Raw genomic sequence first — 20,958 nt, forward strand, 5'->3', positions numbered from 1 at the left:
GCGCTCCGGCAAGATGACCTCGGGATCGGCGGGCTCGGCATAGAGCCGCGCCACATCGGCCGATCGGCGTTCGAGCACGCGGCGGGTGTTGAGCGAGCGCTTGTCGGTCACCTCGCTCGCCGCCACCGATGGCGGCTCGTCGAGCACCAGCAGCCGCTGCACGCGGTTGCTGGAGCCGCCAGTAACGATACCAGACCGGCCGTTGAAGGCGGCCAGCAGGCGCGCCAAAGCGGGCTTCCACACCGACGGGCCACCGGCATCGCTGCAGGCCGCCGCATCGAGCCACACCAGCGCGCCGAGAAACGGACGATCGGGCGCCGCGATCACCAGGTCACGGACGTAAGGCTGCAACGCGTCGATCAGCTGCGTGCGCAGGGTCGTGGCGCGCACCCAGGTGCCGGAGGTGAGCTTGAACTCCTCCGACAGGCGGCCGGCGAAGGCGATGCCGGCCACGGGATTGGTCTCATCGACCCAGCGCGCGGCGTCGCCGGTCTTGAAGAAGCCTTCCTCGTCGAACGCGGCGTCGGTTGCCGCGGCATCGCCGTAGTAGCCCGCCATGACATGCGGGCCTTTCACGCGCAGCTCGTATCGATCGCCCGCCGGCACCAGCTTGGCGACCGCGCTGGGCGGCGGCAGGCCCAAAAGGCCGGAGCGGTCGACGTTCCAGTAGACCATGAGGCCGACGCTGGTCGTCTCGGTCATGCCCCAGCCGCAGCTGAAGGGCAGCCGCTCGCCGAGCTGGCTGGCGGCCAGGCCCTGCAGGCGATCGAAGCTCTCCTGCGGCAGCAGCGCGCCGCCGTAACCGAGGCCGCGCAGGTTCTTGAAGAACCTGGTCCGGAGGTCCTCGTCGCGCTCCAGCGCCTCGAGCAGCAACGGGTAGGCGGCGGGGACGGTCGCGAAGCTGGAGGGCGAGAGCTCGCGCAGGTTCTCCAGCGTCTCCTGGAAGCGGCCCGGCAGGGGGCGGCCGCCGTCTATATATAAGGAGCCGGCGGAGCGGATAGTGCCGTTGAGGTTGGAGTTGCCGCCCCAGGTGTGATGCCAGGGCAGCCAGTCGAGCGACACGCCGATGCGGTTCTCGTCGAGCGGCTCGCCCAGCGAGCGGTTCATCTCCGCCGCCGACGCGAGATTGCCGTGGGTGTTCAAAACGCCCTTCGGGAGTCCGGTCGAGCCCGAGGTGAACAGGATCTTGGCCGGCGTGTCGGCCGTGATGTGCAGGCGGCGCTCGGACACCGAGGCATCGATCGAGCAGCTCGCCAGCGCGCCGAAGGCGAGGCCTCGCTTGCCGTCGACGGTCACCACGCGCGCTTGCGTGCGGTCGAGGGCGGCGGCGTAGCGCGCGGAATCCTGCGCGAAGACCAGGCCGGGCTCGACGATCGACAGCGCGTGGTCGAGGCGCGTCAAGTCGCCGGACAGCGAGTAGTTGGGCGAGATCGGCGCTAAAAGCGCGCCGGCGCGTAGCGCCCCGAACACCAGCAGGGCGTTCTCGAGGCTGTTGTCGCTCAGGATGGCGATCGGCTTGCCGTCCGGCCCGAAGCCCTGCGTGATCAGCCACGAGGCAATGGCGCCAGTACGGGCCCAGGCTTCGGCATAGGTCAGCCGTTGCCAGGCACGATCGGGGCCGCGTCGCTCGGCCAAGAAGGTGACATGCGGTCGGCGCTCGGCCGCGCGCTGTAGAAGGTCGATGACCAGCGGGAGGTCGGCAGGCAGCGACCGGCCGGCGGAGAGAATCAGGGTGCCGTCGGCACGCCGCTCGACGTCGACCGTCGGCTTGGGCCGATTGAGCGCGCGCATGGGTGCAACATGGCTCACCCGCTCCACCCCCTCACGTTTCCTTGTTGGCTGCAGGCTGCCGGTATTGCAGACCATGCGCAAGCCGCTTCAGACGAGCGGATGATGGCAGGCGGCGAACTGCCCGTCGGCGATCTCGCGGAGCGGCGGCACGACCTCGGCGCAGACGGCGTCGGCACGCGGGCAGCGGGTGCGGAAGCGGCAGCCGGAGGGCGGCGCGAGCGGCGACGGCGGCTCGCCGACCGGGATGTTGGCGGTGGGCTTCACCGACGGATCGGGCACGGGGATCGCGTCGAGCAGCAGCGCCGTGTAGGGATGCGCCGGCTGCGCGAACAGCTTCTCGGTCGGGCCGACCTCACACAACTTGCCGAGATACATGACGGCGATGCGGTCGCTGACCGCCTTCACCACGGCGAGGTCGTGGGCGATGAACAGCAAGGTGAGCCCATAGCGCCGCTTCATGTCCTCGAGCAGGTTCAGGATCTGGGCACGGATCGAGACGTCGAGGGCCGACACCGGCTCGTCGCAGATCACCAGCTCGGGCTCGAGGATCAGCGCGCGCGCGATGCAGATGCGCTGGCACTGGCCGCCGGAGAACTCGTGCGGCAGGCGGCCCGACACCAGGTCGGCATCGAGGCCGACAGCGGTCAGCACCTCGCGCACGCGGCGGTCGCGCTCGGCCTTGTCGCTCACACCGCCGATGATCAACGGCTCGGCGACGATGTCGCCGATGGTGCGGCGCGGATTGAGCGAGGCGATCGGGTCCTGGAAGATCAGCTGCAGGCGCCGGCGCATCAGGCGCATCTTCTCGGCCGCGAGCCCGGTGAGCTCGGTGCCGTCGAACACCACCTTGCCCGCCGTCGGCCGGCGCAACTGCAGCACGGCGCGACCCAGGGTCGACTTGCCACAGCCCGATTCGCCCACCAGGCCCAAGGTCTCGCCCTTGCCGACCTCCAGGCTGACATCGGCCACGGCCGACAGCGTCTTGCCGCCGACGGGATATTCTACGACCAGGTTCCTGACGGAGAGCAGCGGCGCGGTCATAGCGGATGCCAGCAGGCGAAGAGGCCGCCCGCACGCTCGGGATCGGCAAGCGGCGGCTTGGCGGAACGGCAGTGATCGTCGGCGTAGCGGCAGCGCGGCTCGAACGAGCAGCCTTTCAAGGGCCGCGTCTGGTCGGGCGGACGGCCGGCGATGGCGGGTAAGGGAGTATGCGGGGGAGAATCCAGCTTGGGGATCGCCGCCAGCAACGCCTCGGTGTAGGGCATGCGCATGCGCGTGAAGAGCTTGGGCGTCGGCGCGCGCTCGACGACGCGGCCGGCATACATCACCGCCACCTCGTCGGTGCGGCCGGCGACGACGCCGAGATCGTGGGTGATCAGGATCATCGCCATGTGGCGGCGTTGCTGCTCGCGCGCCAGCAGGTCGAGGATCTGCGCCTGCACCGTGACGTCGAGCGCCGTCGTCGGCTCGTCGGCGATCAGGAGCTTGGGCTCGCAGCTGAGCGCAATGGCGATGGCCACGCGCTGGCGCATGCCGCCGGAGAGCTGGTGCGGGTACTGGCGCAGGCGCTGCTCGGGTGCGGGGATGCCGACGGCGGCCAGCAGCTCGACGCCGCGGCGCATGGCGGTGACGGTGTCCATGCCGAGATGGGCCTGCAGGGTCTCGACGATCTGCGTGCCGATGGTGAGCACCGGATTGAGCGAGGTCATCGGATCCTGGAACACCACAGCGAGCTCGGGCCCGCGCAGACGGCGCAGCTCCTCGGGCTGCAACGTCACCAGGTCGCGGCCGGCGAACATGATGCGGCCGCCGAGCTTGGCGCGCTTGGGCAACAGCTGCAGGATGGCGCGCGACAGCATCGTCTTGCCACAGCCCGACTCGCCCACGATGCCGAGCGTGCTGCCGGGCGCCAGGGTGAGATCGACGCCGTCGACCGCGCGCAGGGGACCGCGCGGAGTCGGCAGGTCGACGGTGATGCCCTCGACCGACAGAAGCGGTGCGCTCACAGCGCCCCCGGACGTGGGTCAGTCAATGCGCGCAGCGTGTCGCCGATGACGTTGAAGGCGAGCACGGTGAGGAACATGAAGCCGGCCGGCAGGAAGGCGAGCCAGGGTGCGATGTCGAGGTTCTCGCGGCCCTCGCCGATCATGCTGCCCCAGCTCGCAGTCGGCGGCGGCACACCGAGGCCGAGGAAGGAGAGCGCGCCCTCGACGACGATGGTGACAGCGACGGCCAAGAGGAAGAAGGCGAGCAGCGGCAGCGCCACGTTGGGTAGCAGTTCACGCATCAGAATCCGGGAATGGGTCGCACCGAGCGCGCGGGCGGCCGTGACGAACTCGCGCTCGCTCAAGGTCAAGGTGACGGCGCGGGCGACGCGGGTGAAGGCCGGAATGCCCAGAACGCCAATCACGATGGTGATGTTGGCGACCGACTGGCCCATGAAAGCGGTCACCGCCAGCACGAAGACCAGTGGTGGAAACGCCAGCAGCACGTCGACGCCGCCGACGGCGAAGGTCTCGAGCCGGCCACGGAAGTAGCCCGCAACCATGCCGAGGCAGCCGCCGATGATGACGCCGATCACCGGTGCCAGAAGCCCGACCAGGAGCGACACGCGGCCGCCGTAGATCAGGCGCGAGAGCTCGTCGCGCCCGAGATGGTCGGTGCCGAGGATATGGCCGGGGCTGAACAGCGGAGCCCGCTTGGCCAGAAGGTCCATGTCGGTCGGGCTCTGGATCGGCAGCCAGTCGGCGAAGATGGCGGAGAGGCCGATCAGCACGATCCAGGCGACGGAGCCGATGAACAGCATGCCGACGCGGCGCGGGCGGCGCACCGGCGCCTCGGTCGCGACATCGCGTTCGAGCTCAAGCACGGCCATGGCGGATCCTCGGATCGAGCACGGCGTAGAGCATGTCGACGATGAAGTTCACGACCACGAAGCCCGCAGCCACGAACAGCACCACGCCCTGCAGGATGATGAAGTCGCGGGCGTAGATGGCGCCGACCAGCAGGCGGCCGATGCCCGGCAGGGCGAAGATGGTCTCGACGATCAGCGCGCCGCCGATCAGGCGGCCGATGTTGATGCCGGCCACCGTCACAAGGGTGAGCGAGCTCGGCTTCAGCGCATGGACCAGCAGGATGCGCGCCGGCCGCAAGCCCTTGGCCTTGGCCATGGCGATGTAGTCTTCCTGCAGGGTGGCGATCATGTCGGAGCGCAGCACGCGCATCAGCACCGGCCATTCGGCGAAGGCCAAGGTCACCGCCGGCAGGATGAAGCTCCTGAGGTTGGCCAGCGGATCCTCGGCAAAGGGCACCCAGCCGGTCGCCGGCAGCCAGTTCAGCTCGACGGCGAACAGGTAGATCAGCAGGATCGCCACCATGTAGTTGGGCAGCGACAGCTTGCCGAAGGCCAGCCCAGTGAAGAAGCGATCGAGGGCGGTGCCGCTCTTCACCGCGCACAGGATGGCGAGCGGGATGGCGATCACCAGCGACAGGACGACGCCGATGACCATGAGCTCGAGCGACACCGGCAGGCGGGCGGTCACCGCGGCCCACACGGTCTCGCCGGTGCGGAAGGAGCGGCCGAGATCGCCGTGCAGCACGCCCCACAGCCAGATGCCGTAGCGCTGCCAGATCGGCAGATCGAGGCCCATCTCGGCGCGAAGTGCTGCGACCTTCTCGGGCGTCGCCTGGTCGCCCAGGATCGTCGTGGCGAGATCGCCCGGCAGCAGCGAGGCGACCAGGAAGGTGAGCAGCGTGACGGCAAGCAGGACCGGCAGCAGGTAGAGCAGCCGCCGGCCGAGGAATTTGGCCATGGGCCTACACCGTCATGACGGCCTGCATCTACTCCACCCACGCGTCGGAGACATCGATGACGCCGCCGTACAGCTTGGGGATGCCCTTCACCTTGGCCTTGGCCATGGCGTAGTAGGTGTTCTGGAAGATCCACATCCAGGTCGCTTCCTTGTTGAGCAGGCGGCTGATGGCGCAGTAGGCCTCGGTGCGCTTGCCCTCGTCCGGCGTGACCCGCGATTGCTCCAGGAGCTTGTCGAGCTCGGGGTTGGAGTAGTTGGCGAGGTTGAGCGGGCTCTTGGAGTAGAAGTTGGCGAACATCTGCACGTCGGGATCGGGGAAGTCGACGATGCGCCAGCCGATGATGTCGAACTTGCGCTGGAAGGCGCGCGGCGGGAACGTCGCCTGGTCGACCTGCTCGATCTCCATGTCGACGCCGATCTGCTTCCAGAGCTGCTGATAGACCTGGGACGTGGCGCGACCGCGCGGAGTCGCCGTGAACAGCATCTTGAACTGGACCGGCTTGCCGTACTCCTTGATCAGCTCGGCGGCCTTCTTGGGATCGGTCGGCAGGGCGCCGTCGTCCTTGCACTTGACCCATGAGCCTTCGCCGTAGGGGTTGCTCGCCGGCCGGGCCAGGCCATTGGTGAGCGCCTGCGATATCTTCTTCTTGTCGAGCCCCATGACCAGCGCCTGGCGCACGCGCACGTCGTCAAGTGGCGGCACCTTGGTGTTGAGGGCGGCGACGCCGGCGCCCGAGCCGACATACTCGAGCACCTGCAACGCATTGTTCTTGCGCGCGCGGGTGATGTTGTCGGCCTCGTACTCGTCGGCCCACACCACGTCGGTCTCGCCGGAGACCAGGCTGGCGAAGCGCGACTGGGCGTCGGGCAATGGCCGCAGGATGACGCGGTCGAGGTTGGGCTTGCCCTTGTTCCAGTAGTCGGGGTTGCGCTCCAGCACCATGCGGTCGCCGGCCGTCCATGACTTGATGACGAAGGGTCCGGTGCCGACGGGATTGCGGTTGTAGTCGTCGCCCTTGGCCTGGATCGCCGTCGGCGAATGGATGGTGCTGTTCTGGTCGGGCCGCGTCAGCAGCGCGGGATGGTTCACCGCCGGGTCCTTCAGCGTATAGACGACGGTGAGGTCGTCCTTGGCCTCGACGCTGAGCACGTTGGCGATGTAGAAGGCGCAGCGGCAGTTGTTCTTGGGGTCCTTCTGGCGGTTGAAGTTGAAGGCCACGGCCTGGGCGTTGAACGGCGTGCCATCCGAGAATTTCACGTCGGGCCTGAGCTTGTAGGTCCAGACCTTGTAGTCCTCGGAAGCGGACCACGACAAAGCGAGGCTGGGCTTGGGCTTGCCGTTCTCGTCGAGCCTGGTGAGCTGCTCGAGGAACAGGCTGGCGGCGATGTTGGGCGAGGTGTCGTAGACGCCGACCTTCAGCGGGTCGAAGCCCGCGATGTCGAGCTCGATGCCGACCGTGAGCGCGCCGCCCTTCTTCTGGGCCAGCGCCGGCGCGGCCGACAGGCCGGCGGCGATGGCCACCGGAAGAATGATCTTCGCGAGACGCGAATGGATCGACGTCATGGTGTTCCTCCCAGAACAGGGCGGCATTGGCCGCTTCTTCAGGTGTGCACTGTAGACAAGCCGATATGAAGCCGTCCAGCGAAGCGCGGACCGCGGGCTGGGTCGCGGTCCGCGCTGCGCTACTTGATCAGACGCTTCTTCAGCTCGGCGGCGATCAGCTCGTTGGTGTGGCGCGTCGGATGGCCGTCGTGCGGGATCAAAAGCTTGTCGACCTCCTGGCCCGAGGTGAGGTCGTCGACGCGTATCAGCTCGATGCCGAGCTTGCGCATCTGCGTGATCACGTCGACCAGCTCCCGTTGGTCGATCACCGAATCGCCGTGCAGGCCGCGCGACTTCTCGTCGGGCCAGGAATAGACCACGACCAGCGGCGCGTTGAACTTTTCGCGCGCATACTGCTGCAGCCGCGCCATCATGGCGACGAACAGCTTCAGCTGCTGCTCCTGCCGCTGCTTCTCGCCGATCGCCTCGATGAAGGGGAACAGCTCGCCCAGGTAATACTTCGCGCCGTCGAGCGGGTGGGTGAACCGGTACTCGGTGAACGAGCCAGTATGCACCAGCTTGCCGTTGTCCAACTCGTAGCGCGGCGAGGAGCCGAGCCAGGAGCCGTCGCCGGTGGTGCGCGCGAGCTGGGCCGGGATGATCCAGACGATCACGGCCTTCACCGGCTGGCCGAGGTAGCGATCGAGCAGGCCGGCCTCGAAGGCACGCACCAGGTGGTTGGGCGCGTTGCCCGGCGCGCTGAGGTTCAGCGTGCGTATCTTGCCGTCGTTGGCGGTGGCGAACAGCCAGGGCAAGGTCTCGTTGTCGGCGATGCCCTGGCCGAACATGAAGGAATCGCCCAGGAAGAGATAAAGGTCGGCGCCCGCCGGCGCCTTGGGCGTGACGCGGCTGCTTTCGGAATCGATGTGATAGGTCTGGTGATAGACCGGCTGGCCATCGAAGGTGGCGTGCGCCACCGCGGTGCTGTCGGGCGCCGGCCGGAAGCCCAGCACGGGATGCGGCTGGGGCCACCAGCGCGGCTCGACCGTGCGGATCAGGCCGGCGCCATGCGCCGTGGGGGTAAGAAGACCGGCGAAGGCATCGAGCAAGGTGAGGCTGAGCGCCAGCGCCGCGGCCAGCAGCGACCCGGTGCGCCAGCCGTTGCCGCGGAACAGCACGACGCCTGCAAGACCGAGCAGCGTCGCCACCAGGCAGGCCCACATGGCCGACGGCAGGGCGAGGGCCGCGGCGGCGACCAGGGCGAGCATCAAGGCTGCAAGCGAGAGATTGCGACCGGTTGCAGCCATCGACAGTAAAGACGCCTCCGGGGGTGGGGTGATGACAAATGCCCGATACGGGGCCCGCTGTCATCCCGTCTTGCCGGAGCGAGGACCTCCAGGTCCGCTCATGATTCATGATGCGGACCTGGAGCTCCGCGCTCCGGCATGATTTGCGCATTTCCCGCATTTTGCGCTACCCCCCTCAGGCCTCCCGGAGAGCCGGATTGACCTCCCATCGCCGCTCCGGCCGGCCACGTTGGGCGGGCTGTTGAAGAGCGATCGGTCGCAGCACGCCGGCTTCGGTCAGGCGCGCCAGGACGCGATCGGCCTCACAGGCATTGACGGCCTGGCCGAGCGCGGTGCGGCGGACGTCCTCGCGCGACACCTGGTCGAGACCGCATGACCTGAGCCAGCGCACGACGCTGCGGACCCGCGCCTCGAGATCGGAGGGCGCCGTGCGATCGAAGAAGGCTTTGGCGTGCACGCGGTAGTAGCCGGACCACATCGCAATCGCGCGCTCGATCGCGTCGCGGCCGAGGTCGCCCAGCACAGCGGACGGATCGGCCATCTGCCTGGCCGACCAATCCAGCAGGTGAAGGACGGACGCGAGCTTCGGCACCACGCCGCGGCCTTTGCCCAGCCACGCCGCTAGCAGACCCTCGGCCTGGCACAGATCTGCGTGAAGATTGCCGAGGAAGCGATCGAGCGCCGCCAGGCCATCATCGTCGACGTGAACGTACAGCGGATCGGCCATCGTGCCGGCCTTGCCGCGGATCGTGCGCAGCAGCGCGAGCGCGTCGTCGTCGCGCGCGGGCTTGCGCCCGGCCAGCGGCTGGAAAGGCGGCGGCGCGGGCACGGCGTAGAGAAAGCGCGCGGCCACCGTCGCCTCACCCCGGTGCAGCGTGCGTTGCAGCGTACTGGGCAGCCGGTCGGGCTCGAGCGCGCCCAGGATGGCGACCGGATAGGGATCGAGCTCGCGCACACCGCCGCCGCCAGGCAGCGGCGCGAAGCAGCCCTCGGGCTCGTCGCGCCACAGGATCACGCCGCGCTGATTGGTGCGCGTCGCGTCGAGCACGGCCTCGAGGCTGCCACCGGCAACGATCCTGGCGTCGGGATCATCCGCGCCTTCGAGGATGCGCAGCAGCCGGCGCACCGACGCCAGCGCCGGCGACTTGCCGCTCGACGGCGCGCCGACGACCGCCAGCCACAGCGACAAGGGACTCGACCAGACGGGCGAGACGCGGACCCACACCCCTGCCCCGCAGACACCGGCGACGGCGGCCAGCACGGCCTGCGCAACGTAATCGATGGGAACGTTCACCGACGTCGCGGTGTCGCCGATCCAGGTGCGCCACGGCGCCGGCAGGGCTTCGAGCGGAAAGCCGGGGACGGCCGCGTGCGTCTCGCCGAAGAGGGCAGCTTCGAGACGAGGCCAGCCGGGCTGGGTCTCCGGGTCCGTGACAGGCTTGCCAGGGAACAGGCGGGCGACCGCCTCGCTCGGCTTGGAGTGAAAGTCGATCTGGGCCATCGGCGCATCCCGCTGTCATAACTGGGTTTCTGCCAATTATAACAGTAGTGATTCCGCCATCAAGCACCCTTCGTGCCGTTCATGCTCCTCTCCCCCGATAGGGGGAGAGGTGGGTGAGGGGGCTATGCACGTCGACTCCCCCTCACCTAGCCTCTCCCCCTAGCGGGGGAGAGGAACTTGACGCTGAGGAGTGAGCCTCTCGGCTCAGGCGCCGCCGCGCAGGAATCTGGCTATGTTGGCGAGAGGGTGGGCGCGGAGCCTTGAAGCCATCCGCTCCAGCTTCGCTGCCGAGCCGTGGAATCGCTTCTGGAGATCGACATCCTCGATCTCGATGATCCGACCACGCTGCCGTCCCCAGCCCTTGATCGAATGAATCCGGTAACGCCCGTCACACACGAACTCGGTCTCGATCGCCTGCGCCATTCGGTCCCCCCGATTTTTTTGTCGGTTGTGGCGTGAACGAGTTGTCGACCGTGTGAATAAGTGAGCCCCAGTCAGCAGCGCAAGGGCGAGAGGTGGCCATGCTGTGACTAAGCCGGACGGGTTGCGAGTTTTGGCAGTCACGACTTTTTGCAGTCCGTGGCCTTCGAGGGCCATGGGCGCGAACTTCGCTCCCGCTTCACGCACCACCTCATCCTGAGGAGCACCGCGAAGCGGTGCGTCTCGAAGGATGGCAACCAGTCTTGCTGTTGCCCACCCTTCGAGACGCGCCCTTCGGGCGCTCCTCAGGGTGAGGTCAAGCGGGCTACTCCGCCGCCGCACTCTCGAGGCTGGTCTTGTGCACGATGTAGCCGGTGCGCGACGAGCCTTCGACGATCTTCTGCCGATGCCATTCGCGCAACGTGCGGCTGACGCTTTCGCGCGCCACGCCCGCCATGGCAGCGAGGTCGCTCTGGGTCATCCTGTGCCGGATCAGGACTCGCCCCTGTCCCGCCTCGTCGCCGAGCTGGCGGGCGAACTGGAGCAGGGCGCGGGCCACGCGCGCGCGCACCGTCAGGAAGCTCGACGCCGCCAGGTCCTCGTCGGACTGGCGCAGGCGGGCCGCCAGCGTCGTCACGATATCGATGTAGAGCTCGGGCCGCCGACTCAACATCTCGATGAAGGCGGCGCGACTGACGAAGGTGAGCTCGCAGTCCCGCAAGGCCTGGACGGTGGCCGATCTCGGCAGGCCGTCGATCATCGCCAGCTCGCCCACGATCGCGCCCGAGCCGAGGATCGCGAGAATGCGTTGCTCGCCGGTTGCGGAAGCGACGCAGACCGCAAGCACGCCGCTGCGCAGCCAGTAACAGCCGTCGCCGGCGTCGCCGCGCTCGAACAACGTTTCGCCTTCGCGCAGCTTGAGCGTCCTCTCGCCGGCCAGCAGCTTCCGCGAGAGAGCGGGCGGAAGCGTGGACAGCAGGTCAGAGCGAATTCTTTGCGATGCGATTTCCGAAGATGTCAGAATGTTTCCCCCGTCCCCCGCATTTTAAAAAAAGCGCAGGGTCTGTGACAAACCGACTCGAATGATTTGTGCGCTACCGCATTGTGCGATCACTAGATTGTCACAGGCCTGCGGAGATCTACAACCGTGACGACGTAACGAACGGCCCGGATCCTGCCCCCTTCCAGTGGTTTCATTCATAGGCGACGAAGGTATTTCCATGCGTGGGAAGATCATCGAGTTTCGGCGCTACCACGACCTCAGCAGAGTGAGGCTCTATCGCCAGCAGGCGGTGCCGCGTGGTCCGGCCGCACAGGCGAGGCTCGACCGGCAGATCGCCCGCATTTCAGGCCTGCTTGGGGAACTGGAGGAGCTGACCCGCGGCGCCGGGGATTTGCCGCCGGAAATGCTGGTGCAGGCACGCGCCACCACCGAGACAGCCAGCAGGTTCCTGCGGCCTCAGCCTGACGATCCTCAGCCCGAGGTGGATCGCGGACTTCTCGACAGGATGTACCGCGCGCTCGAGTTGCAGGCCGCTGCCGCGCTGCCCGGCTCCGGGTCGCCCGGCGACAGGGCGTCGCTCGACGGCAGTTCACCCGCAACCGAACGGGACCGCCGCGATTGACCCGCCACGATCAACCACATCGGGGGCGCCGCCGCACCGCCCGAACGTCGTCAGGATAGACCATGGCGCGAAAGAGACCTTCGGCCCATAGCGACGCGCAGTTCGCGCTGTTCATCGAACAGATGAAGGGCATTCTCGAAGGCGGAGCCGGGTCCGAGTTCGACCATGCCGTGCGCCGGCTCATCGGCACGGGCAAAGTGGATCTTCCCAGCGCCGGTTCCGAGGATACTGGCCTCCAGGAAGCTGGCCTCCAGGAAGCTGGCCTCGAGGAAGCCGGCGCCGAGGAACGAAGCGCGGAGGCTGCGTCCCCGTCGCCTCTGGCAAGGACACTCAGCGATCTACCCGAACCGCCGGATTTCGATGCGATCGAGGCCGCCGCGCGCGAGACCGGCGCCAGCCGCGCGCCCCTCATGGTCCTGATCGGAAAGCTGGTGCTGGGCTCGGCGAACAACGAGAGCTTGCTGATCTATATCCTGATGGTGCTGCTGCAGACCGACGAGCCGTCGGCGGCGATCGTCTTCTCTACCCTGAACACCACGAGGGCACGGCTGGATCTCGTCTCCCGCCTCGCCCGGGTCAGGATCAGCGATCGCGAGACCCGCGACGCACTCGACGAGGTCGTCAAGCACTTCAACGACGCCAACCGCATTCGCAACGAGTTCCTGCACGCGATGTATACGGTGGATGGCAAGGGCGTGATCACGCATACGCAGACCATGCGGCTCATCATGAAGGGCGGCAGGACCAGCTTCGGCGAGCAGACTCCCATCGACCGGAAACGTCTCGACGGCATGGGCAAGGCCTGCCGCGACTTGATCAATCTCAATCGGAAGATCTGGGAGCTGCTGCCGCGGCTTCAGGAGGCGATCGCGAATACCAACGCGAAGGATGCAGCGGCCGCCCGGTGACTCACTTCCTCATCGTTCATGCTCCTCTCCCTCGCTAGGGGGAGAGGAACTCGACGTTGAGGTATGTGCAGCGCCGTCTGCCTGCGCGAAGCCGAAGCGGCTTCGCTTCGGCGGAGGCGGGTCATTTGCGAAGCGCTTTCGCTGCGGCAGCTTTTGGCGAACGGACCGGCTTCTCCGTCCGGCCGCGCCCCTTCTCGCTCCGCGCCTTCTGGCTCCGCCCTTTGGATTGGCCGTTTCCGATCTTCAGCGCAGCGACCTCCGCCTCGAGCTCCTGCACGTACTCCAGGATGCGGCTTCTGTCGGGTTCTGAAAGGGCGCGCGCGAGCACGCGTGCTCGGCGCACGATGTCGAGCAAGCTCTCCGGCTCGTCCTCTGAGTCTGTCCTTCTAACCATTGTTACGCGTCTCCGACATCGGCGCCTTGGCTTTGCCAAGTAATTGCACAGATGTCTTGCGCTATTCGATCCATTTTGGCGGCGTTGAATGATCCGCCTTCGACACGAACACAGGAAACACGGAACGGAGTGCAGCGGTTCCTTCTTCAAACCAGCGTTAAGAACTTCGAGTATCTTCTGTCCTTCAGGAATGACGCTTCGCGGGCTGTAAATTACTCACGCCACGCCGATCTCGCTGCTGCGCGCCCTCGCGTGCACGGCCGGAGGTCACGCGTGCAGGCGCTCGGAACTCTGCCGGCTGCGAACTGGCGCCGCGCTCGAACCGTCGGCGACCGATGAAGAGAAAGGGCGCCGGGGCTCTCCGGCCGCCTGGCTGATGCGACGCATCATCGATGATGCAGTCTTGAGCGACACGTTCAGGATCCGATGCAGGTGATACGCCTGCACCGGCTTGGTTCCGCCGTCGGTCAGATAGACGGCCTGCAGCCACTTGTGGGCCGGCACGTGGCTCGACTTCATCATCGTGCCGTGCAGGAGGTAGAACGACTTGCGGCAGCTGTAGCACTTGTAGGTGCCCAAACGAGTCGAGGCGCCGTCCAGCCTGCCGACCCTGGTGGTACTCTTGCAGCGTGGACAAGACACGCCATTCGGCCACAGCAGACGCTCAAGGTAACGATGTGCGCTGAGCTCATCCGCGAACATGCCCAGCGATTCGCGGACGCGATCCGACCCGTGTTGCAGCATAGGCCCACCCCTTCCCAAGACTCGCTCGACCCCTCGAGCTCCCAGGATCTCGATATGTCCCCACACATCGAAATCCTGTGGACAGTGTATAATTCAGAAACATCATCGCAACTGAAAAAACAATTGCATCAATCTAGATGCAGGGCGTGCCCGCTGCCGATACACCCGGAATAGAAGCGGCAGCGATAAATTGCACCCTCCGAGGCAAATTGGCCTCGCGTTGTGTAAAATGGCGTGCAATCGCGGTGAATCGTCCTTGTCCCCGGGCTCGTAGAGGCTTTCGCGGCCGATGCGTTCGAGACAGGTATCGGCCGTCCAGGGGATCGATGGAAGCGCGCGCAGGAGCCGATCCTTGGTCGGATCAACGCGGTCGGCAGGTAGAGAACGGTGAAATCGAAGGCGGCCGTGCGCATCCGAGATGACGCTACAGGCGCCGATCGAAGGCCAGCCGGAACGACGGCGACGATGCGTCGTTGACCGGGCACAGCCGATCGAAAGGTTCTGCCATGCGCCTTGTATTCCTGACTGTCGCCGTCGCCGCCGCGACCGCCGTTGCCGCGCCCCTGCTGGTGCAGGCCCAGGGAACCCCGCAGACCATCCAGCTCACCAAGGTCGACGTCGTGAAGGTGGCGACGGGCTTCCGCGCCAGCAAAGTCATCGGCTCGCCGGTCGTCAATGAAGCCGGTGACACGGTCGGCAAGGTCGACGACGTCATCATCGGCGAGGACGGCAAGGCGCCGTTCGTCGTGCTGGCGGTCGGCGGCTTCCTCGGCATCGGCGACAAGCTCGTCGTCCTGCCCTACGAGCAGCTGAAGACGATGGACCGCAAGATCGTCATGCCGGGCGCCACCAAGGACGCGCTGAAGGACCTGCCGACGTTCAAGTATGCAGCGAACTGAGCGCTACTCCGCCCGAAGCTGAGTGGCTCCGGCCTTTTCCAGTGCCGACTGTACGACCTTGGTCTGGCCGGCGTCGCATTCGACGGAGACTTCGATCGGCCCCGACAGCTCCGGCTTGCCGTGCTTTTCGACGCCGGGATGACCGCTCTCGACATCGGCGCCGGCCGGCCTGGTCCCGGCGGTGTTCGCCGTGCCAGGTGCGCGGACGAAGATGTCGGCGCGCTCGATACCGTGTTCCTGGACGAGATGCTCGACGGCCGTCTCGGCATCGCGGCGGGTGTCGAAGTTGGCGACGATGGTTCGCTCCACGGGACCCTCCCTTCAGTTCTCTCTGGAGATTAGAACCTGCGGACCACGGTCCGGTTGCCCCGACGAATCCCCCGAGGACCGGGCAAGCCTCACACGCTTCGGCCGTGCAACCGTCCGGTCCGCTAAAACCTTGCTTCCATGACACCCGCGGCGTCGCGGGGATCCCAAGACATGGAAAAGGAGGCATTCATGCGCGCAGGCGACGTCATGACACGCGATGTGGTCACGGTACGGCCCGATGCGATGATTCGCGAGGCGGCGCAGATGATGGACGATCTCAATGTCGGCGCGCTGCCGGTGTGCGACGGCCGGCGGCTGGTCGGCATCATCACCGACCGCGACATCGTCGTGAGGTCCACCGCCGACGGCATGCGGCCGGACGCGACGCCGGTGCATGTGGTGATGACCGGTGAGGTGTGCTGGTGCGTCGAGGACGACCCGGTCGAGAAGATCGAGGGCGAGATGGCGCGGCGCCAGATCCGGCGCATGCCCGTAGTCGACCAGGACAAGCGCCTCGTCGGCATGATCGCCCTGGGCGATCTCGCAACCGACCGGGCGCCCGGCGCCGGCGATGCGCTGCGACGGATCTCCGAGCCGTCGGAGCCGGACCGCTCCCGCCGCGCATCGCGCCAGGGCGACGGCGATGCGCCGTGGCCAGCTTACGGCGATGGCGGCCGCGGTCCTCGTCAGTAGTCGGCATTGGCCATGGACAAGGACGATATCTGGCGGCTCGTGCACATCGACGTACCGGCAGAATGGACAGACCTGGCAACTGGTGCAGCGCCAGCAGACGCCGGTTTGACCCTCGCTCGTCCGTGCGATCTCCGCCCGGCCGCCGGCGGTCGAGCTCGAGCTGATCGGATCCAACGATGCAAAGAGCGAGCGGGACACCCCAGCGAGACATCCAGAGGGCACCGATACCTCGACGCTTACGCGACCTGAAAACTCTAGAGACGAAAACTCTGGGTGTCGGCCGAGGCCCTACAAAGTTTTCGCCTGGGGCCCGGAAACCCGAATAAAACGTTAGACACCATAGCATCCAATGTTTCGTCAGCATTTCGGGCGCCAGATCGGGCCAATCACGCACCCGTCGTTTCGCCCTGCCGAGCGCAGACGTGTTCGTTCGTCACCTCCAGTCGAGCCAAGTCACCATCACCGATGTCGCCGTCCCGATCGGTCGAACGGACCGGCGCGTATGTGCGTGCCTCGTCTCCGGAGACGTCATCCGGACGCGATGGCATTGGGTGACGTCTTTCCCAGGACCGACAGGCCCGGTGAGCCCCTTGGCGCCCTCCCATCCGTATCCGGTTGCCGACCCGTTGGGCCGGTCCGGACGTGATGAAGGTCGCTGTAGGCCTCACCGGCACTCGGGCGCATCTTTGATGCGTGGCCCGAGGACTCTGGCCGCAAGCCCCCGGATACGGATGGGGCTTCGGCGGCCATTATGCCGATCCTCTCGAAGAGCGTCGGCGAGGATAAGCCACAATATCCGGTGACGAAGTCAACCCGTATCAGGCACGGCGCGGCCCGCGCCGCGATGATGAAAAGCTGACGACAAGGACACGCACTAGCGCGCGAGCCTTTGGATGGCCTCCACTTCCTTGTACAGGCCGAGGCTTCGTGCGCAGCGGTGCCAGTGCTGGGCGCCGTCGCGTTCGAAGATGATTCTCTTGGCGAGGGCGGCCGATCTCTGCCCATCGAGGGCGATGCGGCGCGCCTCGCCGGCGTCGATGCGGCGGTCCTCGATCTCTTTCGTGAAGGCGATGACGGTCCTGGTCTGGAATTGCAGGCGGCCGATCGACGCCTGGCCATTGGCATCGGGCGTGATCACGGCGTCTGGATTGGCCTTGCCACCGGTTTCGCAGTCGGCCAGGCGGGCGACCAGATCTTCCTTGAGGCCTTCGACGCTCACGCCCATCCCGTCCGCCATGACCTGCGCCTGTGCCGTCGTCCCCTTCCCCAGCGACAGCAATCCCAGGCCTGACGCTGCCACGAGCAGGACGAACGCAGCGGCCCCGCGCCTCAAAGCGCTCGCCCGGCCGGGCGGCATCTAGCGCACGCCTTGAGATGAAGGCGGCGAGAAGGTGATTTCCGGTCCCGTTCCGTATCGCGTGTACGGGGCGGCATAGCCGTAGCTGCAGCCGGCAAGGGCGACGACAAGCACTGCCAGGCAGGCGAAGCGGCGGACAGGCTTCATGGCGACCTCCTTGGCCATGAGAACCCCTTTGTCTGCCCATTGGTTCCCGTCCGGATTCCGCAACCAAATCCCACACGGGGCATTGGAAGCCGCAACGGCAACGTCCCCGGCTACGAGCGCTCAGCACCGAGGGGTGCGACGATAATCGTGGCCGGGGGCGTTGTTCGCTCTCCGCCGCGCGAACGCACGGGCAGACGTCCATCTACTCATCTGGCATCGACTCATGGGCATCGACTCATCTGGCGCCACGCTTGGCACTCTCCTGACGATCCCGCCAGGCTTGGCTCAGCAGCCTTAGAACCAGTCTATCCAGCTTCGCGCCCTTACCGTGGAATCGCTCGCGGCGATCGACGTCCTCGACCTCGATGATCCGGCCACGGCGCCGCCCGACAGCGTTGATCGAATGGATGCGGTAACGCCCATCACAAACGAACCGGCTTTCGATGACCTGCGCCATGTTCCCCCGCTTCCTTTATAGCCCGTGGATAGGGCACCGCCTGTCCGCAGCACAAGTGCGGTTTGTGGCCATCGGGTGACATGGTCACTGGGCCTGCGATCGAATTGCAGGTAGAGAGCGCCGTGGTACCGGATTCGCCTGAGCACTGCCTAAGGGAAGCCGAGGAATGCGACCGGCTTGTCGGCCTTTCGCGGACCGTCGCGACCCGTCAGATCCTGCAGACAGTGGCCTTCCACTGGCGAAAGCTCGCGGAACGGTCCGCCGACCGCGTGAGCAGGCGCGCGAGCCGGCCGGCGGCGGGAACAATGACCGTCGCTCGGGTGCTTGTTGTCGAAGACGAGCCGTTGCTGGCCGAAACGCTGTGTGACCTGCTGCTGGGCGCTGGCTGCGAGCCGGTTGGACCCGCAGGAAATGTCGCGGTCGCGCTGCGTCTCATCGAGAGTTCCAGGATCGATGCCGCCATCCTCGACGTCCAACTGATGGATGAGATGAGCTTCTCCGTCGCCTATGCCCTGAGGGCGCGCGGCATCCCCTTGATGTTCCTGACGGTGTGCCAGCGGCGCCACCTGCCGGTGGACCTGAGCGATGAAATCCTGATCGAGAAGCCGTTCAAGACACCCATGCTGATCGAGACCGTCAGACGGATGGCGCGGGCAGCGAGCTGAGGATCCCCGACCGCGAGGTCGATCTTTTAGACGAGCGCCTAGACATGGCGATGCGTTCTAGGTCGCTCGGGTGCCGATCCATGCGGTGTGGCTGCCGACCCGGGTGCCGCTGGCGAAGGCGCAGGTGTTTGCGGATGCGATGAGTGCGCGATTGAAGCGGGAGAGGCTGTGAGCTCCGGTCGAACCCACATCCAAGAATCTATGTAGCGCTCGGATAGTCCAGTCTGGCGCAGCCGTGACAAGAACGCCTTCGCGCGCCCGCGACAGTTGTGCTAACTATTCGAAGCAGGCGCAGTCGGCGATGGCACATGGCTATCTATCTATTCGGCCAAGACGGAATATCGAGAGTAGAGGAAGCGACATTTGCCGGCATTGGCCTGCATGAGCGCACCGACCTGCAGCGGCTTCTTCGCGAGCATATCGAGGTCATTGCGCCTAAGACGCTGATCATCTCGGAAGAATTCGCCGAATGGGAAGGTTCGCGTCGACGCATCGATCTGCTGGGCATCGACGAACGAGCCAATCTCGTCGTCATTGAGCTGAAGCGTACGGAAGACGGCGGCCACATGGAGCTGCAGGCCATCCGGTACGCATCGATGGTTTCGACGTTGACCTTCGACCATGCAGTCGACGTTTTTGGACGATACCTCAGTCGACTTGGAAAGACCGGACAGGACGCTCGTGGATCGATCCTGGATTTCCTGGGTTGGGATGAGCCGGATGATGATCAGTTCGCCCAGGATGTCCGTATCGTTCTTGCCGCTGCCGAGTTCTCGAAAGAACTGACGTCCTCCGTTCTCTGGCTCGTCGACCACGACATCGACATCCGATGCGTCCGGCTGAAGCCATACAATCTCGACAGAAAGGTTCTTGTCGACGTCCAACAGATCATCCCGCTGCCGGAAGTCGAAGAGTATCAAATCCAGGTCCGCGAAAAGATTCAGAAGGAGCGTCAAGCACGCACGAGCAACGTCGACTTCACCAGATTTGATGTCCGTATCGGTGAGGAGTTGCATCCATCGATGTGGAAGCGGAATGCGATCTCCCTGCTCTGCCGGCGACTCTGCGAAAAAGGGATTGATCCCGACAGGATAGCAGCCGCATTCGACTGGCGTTCCAACCGCGTGTGGTATGTCGTGGATGGCACCGTGGACGCAGCAGAATTCAGGAAGCGCGCCGCCGAGCAGGCCTCGGCCTCTGGCGTGCCTTTCGATCACCGTCGGTGGTCCTGTGACGATGACGAGCTTCTTCTCCTCAATGGAAAGACTTACGCACTTTCCAGCCAGTGGGGAGGAGAAGGTTGGTATCGGGCGATGAACTTGCTGAGAGAGTCTTATCCTCAGTTCAAGATCGCCTTCTCCGCTGCATCTTAGCCGACGACCACTTGCGAGCGCTCGCGCCGAGCCCTGATGGTGGGGTTCAGTCGCCCTCTTCCCCGGGTTCGTAGAGACTTTCGCGACCGAGCCGGTCGAGACAGGTTTCGGCCGTCCAGGGGATCATGACCGAGCCGCAGCGGCTGTCGCGATAGAAGCGTTCCAGCGCCCATTTCACCACCTCGTTCTCCAGCAGCTCGTTCACGAACCGCACCGTCTGCTCGATGCCGCGCGCGAACGCCGCCTGGCGCTGGGGCTCGAGCAGCACGCCGGGCCGCAGCACGTCGGAGCGGTCGCGGGTCACGCTCGCGGGGCCGATGCTGCTGCAGGCGGCCGCCGTTGGCGGTCCGGCCAATCCGGCTGGATCCGAGGGCGAACGGAAACCGCTCTACCGAAGCAGCCTGTTGGCGCGGGTCGTGAAGGCGACGAACCGGGCGATGGACCATCGTCCATCAGGCTGGCGACGGAATATGTCCATGCCTTCTTCCGTCGTCCGATCCTTGATGCCGTTCACTTCCGTCGTAGGCGTCCAGGTCAACCGGACGACCGCGACATCGCCCATCACGATGATGTCGTGGATGTCGGGATTGTCGTAATGGAGCGTGATGTCGGACCTGGCCAGCATGGTGGCGAGGTTCGCGCATAGCGTTTGCCGCGTGCCCTGGACGACCTCCGGGATCGAGTAGACGAGATCCGGCGCGAAGAGATCGCAAACGCCGGCCGCGTCCCTGGCGTTGAAATCAGCCGTCCAGCGCTGAAAGCGTTGCCGGATCGCCGCCTCATCGGCGGCCGGGTCGGCAGACGCCGCCGCCATCATCGCCGCGACGGTCAAGGCGACCGCGACGATCGCCGTGAGGGACCTGCGAAACATCGGAGCCTCGGAGAAGACGGCAAGGGCTCCATCAACGCATCGTCTACCGCCGCCAGCAATAGAGGCGGCGCAAGCTCCGCCGCAAGGGGCTCGCGCCTATTCATGCGTTTTCAGGTTCCTCTCCCCTAGTAGCTCTGCACAG

The 20,958-nt window shown here is 66.1% G+C and carries 24 protein-coding genes; 6 read left to right on the plus strand and 18 right to left on the minus strand.

The genetic code is table 11. From position 1 onward, the window contains the following. From RSO01_RS39745 to RSO01_RS39790, 10 genes are all read right to left on the minus strand, one after another. On the minus strand, nucleotides 1-1,791 hold a 1,791-nt coding region (locus RSO01_RS39745), incomplete at its 3' end, for an AMP-binding protein (protein WP_170303717.1). An 87-nt stretch (nucleotides 1,792-1,878) separates the two neighbouring features. Continuing rightward, nucleotides 1,879-2,832 (minus strand): ABC transporter ATP-binding protein, encoded by a 954-nt coding sequence (locus tag RSO01_RS39750; protein ID WP_174825986.1) that lies wholly within the window; start codon nucleotides 2,830-2,832, stop codon nucleotides 1,879-1,881. Continuing rightward, nucleotides 2,829-3,797 carry an ABC transporter ATP-binding protein gene (locus tag RSO01_RS39755; protein WP_147156140.1) on the minus strand — a complete coding sequence of 323 codons (969 nt, stop codon included), beginning with the start codon at nucleotides 3,795-3,797 and terminating at the stop codon, nucleotides 2,829-2,831. The genes RSO01_RS39750 and RSO01_RS39755 overlap by 4 nt, the downstream gene beginning before the upstream one ends. Next, a complete protein-coding gene (locus RSO01_RS39760) occupies nucleotides 3,794-4,666 on the minus strand; it encodes an ABC transporter permease (protein ID WP_147156141.1) in 873 nt (290 codons plus the stop codon). The genes RSO01_RS39755 and RSO01_RS39760 overlap by 4 nt, the downstream gene beginning before the upstream one ends. Next, on the minus strand, nucleotides 4,653-5,603 hold the full coding sequence (locus RSO01_RS39765; RefSeq protein WP_147156142.1) for an ABC transporter permease: 951 nt from the start codon (nucleotides 5,601-5,603) through the stop codon (nucleotides 4,653-4,655). Before RSO01_RS39765 ends, RSO01_RS39760 begins: the two co-directional genes overlap by 14 nt. A gap of 28 nt (nucleotides 5,604-5,631) precedes the next feature. Further along, entirely contained in the window at nucleotides 5,632-7,167 is a 1,536-nt protein-coding gene (locus tag RSO01_RS39770; protein WP_147156143.1) for an ABC transporter substrate-binding protein, read from the minus strand. Nucleotides 7,168-7,286: 119 nt separating this feature from the next. Further along, entirely contained in the window at nucleotides 7,287-8,453 is a 1,167-nt protein-coding gene (locus tag RSO01_RS39775) for a hypothetical protein (RefSeq protein WP_147156144.1), read from the minus strand. Between the two features lie 175 nt (nucleotides 8,454-8,628). Beyond that, nucleotides 8,629-9,954 (minus strand): DUF3987 domain-containing protein, encoded by a 1,326-nt coding sequence (locus RSO01_RS39780; protein WP_147156145.1) that lies wholly within the window; start codon nucleotides 9,952-9,954, stop codon nucleotides 8,629-8,631. A 204-nt stretch (nucleotides 9,955-10,158) separates the two neighbouring features. Further along, nucleotides 10,159-10,377: a hypothetical protein gene (locus tag RSO01_RS39785; RefSeq protein ID WP_147156146.1), complete on the minus strand. Its 219-nt coding sequence runs from the start codon at nucleotides 10,375-10,377 to the stop codon at nucleotides 10,159-10,161. 322 nt (nucleotides 10,378-10,699) lie between these two features. Next, complete coding sequence (locus RSO01_RS39790) at nucleotides 10,700-11,398, minus strand: Crp/Fnr family transcriptional regulator (protein WP_308933113.1); 699 nt, start codon at nucleotides 11,396-11,398, stop codon at nucleotides 10,700-10,702. A 196-nt stretch (nucleotides 11,399-11,594) separates the two neighbouring features. Between RSO01_RS39790 and RSO01_RS39795 the strand changes: the two genes are divergently transcribed. Continuing rightward, nucleotides 11,595-11,999, plus strand: a complete 405-nt coding sequence (locus tag RSO01_RS39795; protein WP_147156148.1) for a hypothetical protein — start codon at nucleotides 11,595-11,597, stop codon at nucleotides 11,997-11,999. Nucleotides 12,000-12,061: 62 nt separating this feature from the next. Continuing rightward, entirely contained in the window at nucleotides 12,062-12,907 is an 846-nt protein-coding gene (locus RSO01_RS39800; RefSeq protein WP_246159121.1) for a hypothetical protein, read from the plus strand. A gap of 121 nt (nucleotides 12,908-13,028) precedes the next feature. On the opposite strand, the gene RSO01_RS39805 is transcribed toward RSO01_RS39800, so the two are convergent. Together RSO01_RS39805 and RSO01_RS39810 are read right to left on the minus strand one after the other, a co-directional pair. Then, nucleotides 13,029-13,262, minus strand: a complete 234-nt coding sequence (locus RSO01_RS39805; protein WP_147156149.1) for a hypothetical protein — start codon at nucleotides 13,260-13,262, stop codon at nucleotides 13,029-13,031. 306 nt (nucleotides 13,263-13,568) lie between these two features. Beyond that, nucleotides 13,569-14,045, minus strand: coding sequence for a transposase (locus RSO01_RS39810; RefSeq protein ID WP_147156150.1), 477 nt, complete (start codon nucleotides 14,043-14,045; stop codon nucleotides 13,569-13,571). 506 nt (nucleotides 14,046-14,551) lie between these two features. Here RSO01_RS39810 and RSO01_RS39815 point away from each other — a divergent pair. After that, entirely contained in the window at nucleotides 14,552-14,944 is a 393-nt protein-coding gene (locus RSO01_RS39815) for a PRC-barrel domain-containing protein (RefSeq protein WP_147156151.1), read from the plus strand. Between the two features lie 3 nt (nucleotides 14,945-14,947). On the opposite strand, the gene RSO01_RS39820 is transcribed toward RSO01_RS39815, so the two are convergent. Next, a complete protein-coding gene (locus tag RSO01_RS39820; RefSeq protein ID WP_147156152.1) occupies nucleotides 14,948-15,253 on the minus strand; it encodes a hypothetical protein in 306 nt (101 codons plus the stop codon). 189 nt (nucleotides 15,254-15,442) lie between these two features. Between RSO01_RS39820 and RSO01_RS39825 the strand changes: the two genes are divergently transcribed. Further along, entirely contained in the window at nucleotides 15,443-15,946 is a 504-nt protein-coding gene (locus RSO01_RS39825; protein ID WP_147156153.1) for a CBS domain-containing protein, read from the plus strand. Between the two features lie 874 nt (nucleotides 15,947-16,820). On the opposite strand, the gene RSO01_RS39830 is transcribed toward RSO01_RS39825, so the two are convergent. The 3 genes from RSO01_RS39830 to RSO01_RS39835 form a co-directional block, all read right to left on the minus strand. Continuing rightward, complete coding sequence (locus RSO01_RS39830) at nucleotides 16,821-17,246, minus strand: hypothetical protein (RefSeq protein ID WP_170303718.1); 426 nt, start codon at nucleotides 17,244-17,246, stop codon at nucleotides 16,821-16,823. 57 nt (nucleotides 17,247-17,303) lie between these two features. Beyond that, entirely contained in the window at nucleotides 17,304-17,450 is a 147-nt protein-coding gene (locus RSO01_RS47960; protein WP_170303719.1) for a hypothetical protein, read from the minus strand. Between the two features lie 235 nt (nucleotides 17,451-17,685). After that, nucleotides 17,686-17,907 (minus strand): hypothetical protein, encoded by a 222-nt coding sequence (locus RSO01_RS39835; RefSeq protein WP_147156155.1) that lies wholly within the window; start codon nucleotides 17,905-17,907, stop codon nucleotides 17,686-17,688. 80 nt (nucleotides 17,908-17,987) lie between these two features. Between RSO01_RS39835 and RSO01_RS39840 the strand changes: the two genes are divergently transcribed. Both RSO01_RS39840 and RSO01_RS39845 read left to right on the plus strand, forming a co-directional pair. Continuing rightward, entirely contained in the window at nucleotides 17,988-18,572 is a 585-nt protein-coding gene (locus RSO01_RS39840) for a response regulator (protein WP_147156156.1), read from the plus strand. A 308-nt stretch (nucleotides 18,573-18,880) separates the two neighbouring features. Then, nucleotides 18,881-19,945, plus strand: a complete 1,065-nt coding sequence (locus tag RSO01_RS39845; RefSeq protein WP_147156157.1) for a PDDEXK family nuclease — start codon at nucleotides 18,881-18,883, stop codon at nucleotides 19,943-19,945. Between the two features lie 46 nt (nucleotides 19,946-19,991). On the opposite strand, the gene RSO01_RS39850 is transcribed toward RSO01_RS39845, so the two are convergent. Next, nucleotides 19,992-20,300 carry a hypothetical protein gene (locus RSO01_RS39850; RefSeq protein ID WP_147156158.1) on the minus strand — a complete coding sequence of 103 codons (309 nt, stop codon included), beginning with the start codon at nucleotides 20,298-20,300 and terminating at the stop codon, nucleotides 19,992-19,994. Nucleotides 20,301-20,333: 33 nt separating this feature from the next. Further along, nucleotides 20,334-20,777 (minus strand): YybH family protein, encoded by a 444-nt coding sequence (locus RSO01_RS39855; RefSeq protein WP_170303720.1) that lies wholly within the window; start codon nucleotides 20,775-20,777, stop codon nucleotides 20,334-20,336. Nucleotides 20,778-20,958: the final 181 nt, after the last annotated feature.

Origin of the sequence: Reyranella soli, assembly GCF_007992495.1 — a bacterium.
Classification (GTDB): Bacteria; Pseudomonadota; Alphaproteobacteria; order Reyranellales; family Reyranellaceae; genus Reyranella; species Reyranella soli.